Source organism: Paenibacillus puerhi, from assembly GCF_009846885.1.
GTDB classification, from domain to species: domain Bacteria; phylum Bacillota; class Bacilli; order Paenibacillales; family NBRC-103111; genus Paenibacillus_G; species Paenibacillus_G puerhi.
The window spans coordinates 1-4,914 of sequence record NZ_WUWM01000067.1 but is presented as its reverse complement, the minus strand read 5'-3'; the positions used below and the strand labels follow the sequence as shown (position 1 = coordinate 4,914).

The window sequence follows — 4,914 nt, the reverse complement described above, 5'->3', positions numbered from 1 at the left end:
TGTTTCGTCACTCCATCTGCAAGGTTTTTGAGCGTTTTGCCACGTTTTCCTTGCAGATATATTCGACGGAAATGCCCGGTAACCCTTGTGAAATATGGATTTATTCGCATTCAGCAAGCCCTAAGTATCATTTGTTGTATTAATTCCTTGTCTGTACCATCGACTTCATTCTCATATTGACTTAGATGTTTTTTATAATAAGTTGCTACTTTCTTCATGTCTTCATCACTTAAATAAGCTTCATTTTTTATTGCTTTTTCGAAAATCGTTATAACTTCCTTTGTTGACATATACAATTCTTTACTGATACCACTATGCGGTTCTTCTTCTTTAGCGCACGATACTAATAGCAGGAAAATGAGAATTAAGTAAATATATCGCAGTTTCAATCTACCCCTTTACGAATAATGTTATTTAATTATTAGAGTTAGATTTTATTCAGGTCTAGAGGTTTCCGATAACGTTCTTGCATTCACGACGTTCCATCACCTTAAGGCCGTAGGCCGGCTGCGCTTGCGCAGTTAGGAGATGCGGATGTGTCCGCCTGATTCTACTTCCTGCTTAACACTCCTAGCGGACCGAGGGGCGTAGCCCCGATGCGTGAATGCGGTGTTATATGTAGTTGGGGCCCTCCTTGTTAATTCATTCAAAACCATTCCTTTCAATGGCCCTTTTTATACGATTGGCGCTGCATGTTTTACTTTTATTGGTAAATAATTAATTTTAACTTCTTTATTTTTAACTTCATTCTCATATTCACTGATGATAGTAAAATTTAGTATTACCTCTTCCTTATTATCAAAGTCAAAATTAAATAGTTCTGAAAACTTATAAGATTGCCGTTTTAAATGACCATCAACTCTATTATATATAGGTACTGGAATTAAAATTGAACTAAAGGGATACTTACCATTAAAATTTGATGCCACTTCTATCTTATCCATGGAAACCATCCTGATGTTGTTGTTTTTAGGTTCTACTACAACGAATAACTTATATGGTGCTTCATTTATAACCTCGTTATCATACGTATACCATTCCAAATGTAAAACATAATCTATCATATCAATCTCGTTTGATCGACTTCTCAATTCACTCTGTATACCCTGCCGAATGATCTCTTCTGGTTTATAAGCTTCAACATAGTAGGTCGATTTAAAATAAACAAAAACAAACAATAACGCTACTAAAACCACAGGCGTTACAAATAGAAAAATTAATAATCATAGTAGTATCTTTTGAAATCTTGTCATTTCTTTCTCCAATCATGCCTTTAACAAAGGCATTGGAATTATCATCTTTACCCCAATTACATATATCGTTTTTGCATTCACGACGTCGAGAACCTTAAGGCCAGCTTGCTGGCCGGGTGGCTCCGCCACTTAGGTTCGCAGATGTTGTCCGCCTGAATCCGCTCCCCTGCTTACCTTCGGGCGGACCGAGGGGCGTTAGCCCCGATGCGTGAATGCGGTGTTAGGCGAAGTGCATGCTCTATAAAAGATTCTGGGACTTATATTCCTTTAATTTAATTTCAATATATTGCCAGGCACTTTTTAGATCTTTAAATACCCATCCAATCTCTTCAATTGTTTTTTTGCTTTCTAACCCTAGTAATAATGTTCTAATTGCTTCTTCAGATTTGTTCCCTACAATTAATGCTACAGGAAATGGTATATCTCTATATTTATCGTCTCCAACAAAAAACACTGTTTCAATTCTATCCCCCCATTCATACGAAAAATCACTTAAATCTAATATTAATCCACCAGGTTCCCAAGCTTCTAAGACAGCACTTCTAATTGCTCTCATAAAAGTTGCATCACTGTTCCCATCCGATCCATAACCATAATTTCCAACGAATTTTATAATCATGATCTCCAAATAGTCTACTTCTTTTGAAGTCCCAATGTATACCTCATGTTGGATGTTACTTAGATCCTCAAGTTTGACTTGTTTTGTTGTTTTCATACGCTCCTCCGATTAACTAAATGTGCATTTCGCCTAACGTTCTTGTATTCACGAACCCTCACTGGCATAAGGGGCGTTAGCCCCGGGTCCGATGGACTTAGCCAGTGCAGGGTTGTCTGCTGATTCCGCTTCCTCGAAGAGCTTCTGCAGACCAAGGGCCGCCAGGCCTGAAGTGTGAATACAGTGTTATAAGATGTGGGGGCCTTCCTGAATTGCTTTCAAAAATGTATTGCTTAGCTTTTAACCCAATTAGGAATATGATGTGAAAAATATTGTCCTACCTTAGTCAATTCGTTCATTACATATTTTATATTCTGCTCTTCAAGGTACCAATTGTCTTTTGTTGTGCCTGTTTTATCAGTTACAGGACTTACAAAAAAAGTTGTTGTTCTAGGAAAATCAATTTTATATGTAAGTAATGCCCTTCGAGCATGATATGATTTACATACTAATATTGCCTTCTGTGGGTCAATCCTTTGTTGTTTAAGAACGTTCCAAGAGTATCTAGAATTCTCAAATGTATTTGTTGCCTTATCTTCTCGTAATATCGCTTCTTCAGGAACACCAAGGCTTATACCGACATCACGAAGAAATTCCCATTCTGTTGACAATACATTTTTGGTTTGTCCTCCTGATGGCAAAATATATGGAGCCATCCCTTGATGAAATAACTCAGCTGCTCTTTCCATTAATTGAGGATGACTCCCACCGGGGATTAATATTACATCTGCCATTTCTATAGTGGTTTCAAAAAACATGAATTCCGTAATGCAATCAAACGGATTTGACATATATGCTCTACCTCTCTTTATTATGGTTTGCCCCCATTTCTTATAACGTTCTTGTATTCACGAACCCGAGAACCTTAAGGCCCGATAGGGTCGGCCGCGACGCGGTTAGGTTCGCAGGGTTGTCTGCCTGAATCCACTTCCCCGAAATGCCTCGGGCAGACCAAGGAGCCGTCAGGCTCCGCAGCGTGAATATGGTGTTATCGGAAGTCTTCGTCTTCTTGAGATACTTACAAATCGATCTTATACTCTTTCATTACCTTACTTACAAATTGAGTTTTCCCCTCCGTGTAGGCTTGCCGATTATCTCTATATTTGATGGCAAGTTTTTTCTTCAATTCTCCATATTCATCTACAAGATGAGTATGACGTCTTAATATATCCCTTAACATAACATGGTTGATAAATGCTTCACTTTCTTGATTGCACACATAAAGATGATGTTCAGGTTTTTGTTGATTGTCTTCATTATACGGAACCTTAGCATCCTTCCTTCCAAATGCTTCTCTGCCCTCGACCCCAAGATTACCTTCATGATAATACCCTAATTCACTTAACTTAATTATTACCTCAGGGAGTAATGACATTGAACTAATCACAATATCCATATCTATAATTGGTTTTGCTGCGAGACCAGGAACAGATGTACTTCCGACATGCTGAACATCGATTATTAATTTACCTAACCGACATTTCAGAATCAAAGCCAGTTCCTCAAACATGCCAGGCCAATCGTAATTGTAATCCTCTATAATTACTGGTTTCGCAGCCATCTATGAATCTCCTTACAATAAAAATATATTTACGAAGATTTCCGATAACGTTGTTGTATTCACGAACCCTCACTGGCTTAAGGCGCGTTAGCGCCGGGTCCAACGGACTTAGCCAGTGCAGGGTTGTCTACATGAATCAACTTCCTCGAAAAGCCTCTGGCAGACCAAGGGCCGTATGACCCGTAGCGTGAATACGGTGTTATATGATGCCAATGCCCTCTTCGAGCTGCCTACACAATTGTTTCCATTCTTCCCACGCTATTAAATATTCAGGTAAATCATTTGGGTGATGCTTTACACTTAAGCCAATTCGGCAGTAAAGATGAATTAGTACTTCTTCAATCAATCTTGATTTATCTATACACCCATGTTCGAGAAGATCATAGGAGGAAAATAAAGTTTCAATATTAATATCATCAGGCGAAGAACAAAACGCATATAGGAAATCATAAATTATTGGTCCTACCATAGGAGAAGGATCAATTACACCGATAAGAGTAAATTGATTATATACAAAATTATGAACGCCTGTATCTCCATGTAATAAGAACTTATCTCCTTGTTCTAAATCATTATCAAATAATTTATTTGCTTTTGACTTAACGAAATTATAGTCATCGATTGATAATATATCTCCGATATTGATTCTTGCTTCTTCAATACTTATTTCATTAAATTCCTTCCATGTCTTTCGTGGGGATTCAATTCTCCCCCAAAAATCATTATCTCGATAACTCGAATATTTGTTGAATAAATCTTTAACTAGTGAAGTTAACCAAATCCTCTTTAAGCCACGATTAAAATGAGTCGTACCCTCAATAAATGTGTAGACAAAATATGTGTTATCTTGAGCAGTAAACAGAATCTTTGGTAATAACATAGAGTTCTTATAAGCTTCCAGCAATTTTTGTACCAATTCAATTTGATTTGGATAATCAAACTTCAAAATATACTTATTGGCTTGATTTGATTCCAAACGAAAAACAAGCCCAGATGTTGTACCTGACAATCTTTGAATTCCGACAATTTCATCATTTATTTGATGTAAATGAAATAACTCATTAATTTCTAATATGGTTGGTTCGATAAACATATCTTCTTCTCCTTATACCCTTACGCATTGGTTTCATATATGTTGCATTCACGACGTCCCACCACCTTAAGGCCGTAGGCCGGCTGCGCTTGCGCAGTTAGGTGGTGCGGATGTATAATGCTCCCATAGGTTGAGACACAGGAGGGGAAAAAATAAGTTATAATGAGAGCATGGAAAAACGGAACCGATATACCTCAGAGTTTAAAACAAAGGTTGTGCTGGAGGTCCTCCGGGAGGAGCAGACCGTGAACGAAATAGCTGCCAAGTACGAAATGAGCCCGGTTATGGTTAG

7 protein-coding genes are annotated in these 4,914 nt (G+C 37.9%); 1 reads left to right on the top strand and 6 read right to left on the bottom strand.

From position 1 onward, the window contains the following. Positions 1–110: 110 nt before the first annotated feature. The 6 genes from GSF01_RS28860 to GSF01_RS28835 all read right to left on the bottom strand — a co-directional run bounded on the left by GSF01_RS28860 (position 111) and on the right by GSF01_RS28835 (position 4,622). On the bottom strand, positions 111–290 hold the full coding sequence (locus GSF01_RS28860) for a hypothetical protein (protein WP_159888718.1): 180 nt from the start codon (positions 288–290) through the stop codon (positions 111–113). 384 nt (positions 291–674) lie between these two features. Next, complete coding sequence (locus tag GSF01_RS28855) at positions 675–944, bottom strand: hypothetical protein (protein WP_159888717.1); 270 nt, start codon at positions 942–944, stop codon at positions 675–677. A gap of 547 nt (positions 945–1,491) precedes the next feature. Continuing rightward, the gene (locus GSF01_RS28850; RefSeq protein WP_159888716.1) at positions 1,492–1,968 is read right to left on the bottom strand and encodes a hypothetical protein; all 477 of its coding nucleotides are present in this window, start codon (positions 1,966–1,968) and stop codon (positions 1,492–1,494) included. A gap of 233 nt (positions 1,969–2,201) precedes the next feature. Next, positions 2,202–2,759: a YdcF family protein gene (locus GSF01_RS28845; RefSeq protein ID WP_159888715.1), complete on the bottom strand. Its 558-nt coding sequence runs from the start codon at positions 2,757–2,759 to the stop codon at positions 2,202–2,204. A 227-nt stretch (positions 2,760–2,986) separates the two neighbouring features. Continuing rightward, positions 2,987–3,529 carry a GrpB family protein gene (locus GSF01_RS28840; protein ID WP_159888714.1) on the bottom strand — a complete coding sequence of 181 codons (543 nt, stop codon included), beginning with the start codon at positions 3,527–3,529 and terminating at the stop codon, positions 2,987–2,989. A gap of 199 nt (positions 3,530–3,728) precedes the next feature. After that, on the bottom strand, positions 3,729–4,622 hold the full coding sequence (locus GSF01_RS28835) for a phosphotransferase (RefSeq protein ID WP_159888713.1): 894 nt from the start codon (positions 4,620–4,622) through the stop codon (positions 3,729–3,731). A 170-nt stretch (positions 4,623–4,792) separates the two neighbouring features. On the opposite strand from GSF01_RS28835, the gene GSF01_RS28830 reads away from it, so the two are divergent. Then, positions 4,793–4,914: transposase (locus GSF01_RS28830; protein ID WP_159888712.1), on the top strand; the 122-nt coding region annotated here is incomplete at its 3' end.

Bases quoted from the DNA above. Each gene is read 5' to 3' on its own strand.
- GSF01_RS28860 (WP_159888718.1), bottom strand. From the start codon at position 290: ATGTCAACAAAGGAAGTTATAACGATTTTCGAAAAAGCAATAAAAAAT.
- GSF01_RS28855 (WP_159888717.1), bottom strand. From the start codon at position 944: ATGGATAAGATAGAAGTGGCATCAAATTTTAATGGTAAGTATCCCTTT.
- GSF01_RS28850 (WP_159888716.1), bottom strand. From the start codon at position 1,968: ATGAAAACAACAAAACAAGTCAAACTTGAGGATCTAAGTAACATCCAA.
- GSF01_RS28845 (WP_159888715.1), bottom strand. From the start codon at position 2,759: ATGTCAAATCCGTTTGATTGCATTACGGAATTCATGTTTTTTGAAACC.
- GSF01_RS28840 (WP_159888714.1), bottom strand. From the start codon at position 3,529: ATGGCTGCGAAACCAGTAATTATAGAGGATTACAATTACGATTGGCCT.
- GSF01_RS28835 (WP_159888713.1), bottom strand. From the start codon at position 4,622: ATGTTTATCGAACCAACCATATTAGAAATTAATGAGTTATTTCATTTA.